This window comes from Shewanella sp. N2AIL (genome assembly GCF_022690845.1).
GTDB classification, from domain to species: Bacteria; Pseudomonadota; Gammaproteobacteria; order Enterobacterales; family Shewanellaceae; genus Shewanella; species Shewanella baltica.
Genome location: NZ_JALBYT010000082.1, coordinates 1 through 617 on the forward strand (window position 1 = coordinate 1; position 617 = coordinate 617).

Genomic DNA, 617 nt, shown 5'->3' on the forward strand with positions numbered 1-617 from the left:
TAGCTTAACCTTCGGGGGGGCGCTCACCACTTTGTGGTTCATGACTGGGGTGAAGTCGTAACAAGGTAGCCCTAGGGGAACCTGGGGCTGGATCACCTCCTTACCTATACGACTAACTTAATGTTTGGTCGAAAAATGCTCCTGCATTTTCGACATTCGGTACATCCGTGTACCTTTTGAGTGTTCACACAGATTGCTTGTTTATCTTCTCTTAGGAGAAGTCAGAGCTGAATGCGCCGCGAGCCGGTACGCATTGTTCTTTAACAATTTGGAAAGCTGATAGTATGTAACGTGATGATGTCTGTCGTCATGTTACTTACAAACCGATGTAAACGTGGAAACGTTTGCATCATGAGTTCTCAAACACTTTATTAAGTGTCTTGAATATTCAAAAGTGTGTTGTTTTCGAAAGAAGATAATACACGTCTAAGGCGCGTCCACTTCTTTGGTCAGAAGTGAGACAAGTAAAACCAAGCTGGTCGCAATGCGGCTCAGATGAGTGAAACTCATTTGGGTTGTATGGTTAAGCGACTAAGCGTATACGGTGGATGCCTTGGCAGTCAGAGGCGATGAAGGACGTAGTAACTTGCGAAAAGCGTTGGCGAGCTAGTAACAAG

At 45.1% G+C, this 617-nt stretch carries 2 rRNA genes; both read left to right on the plus strand.

Annotation, left to right across the window (positions count from 1 at the left end):
- Positions 1-103: ribosomal RNA gene (locus MO387_RS20795) — 16S ribosomal RNA — on the plus strand; the annotation flags it as partial.
- 418 nt (positions 104-521) lie between these two features.
- Positions 522-617: ribosomal RNA gene (locus tag MO387_RS20800) — 23S ribosomal RNA — on the plus strand; the annotation flags it as partial.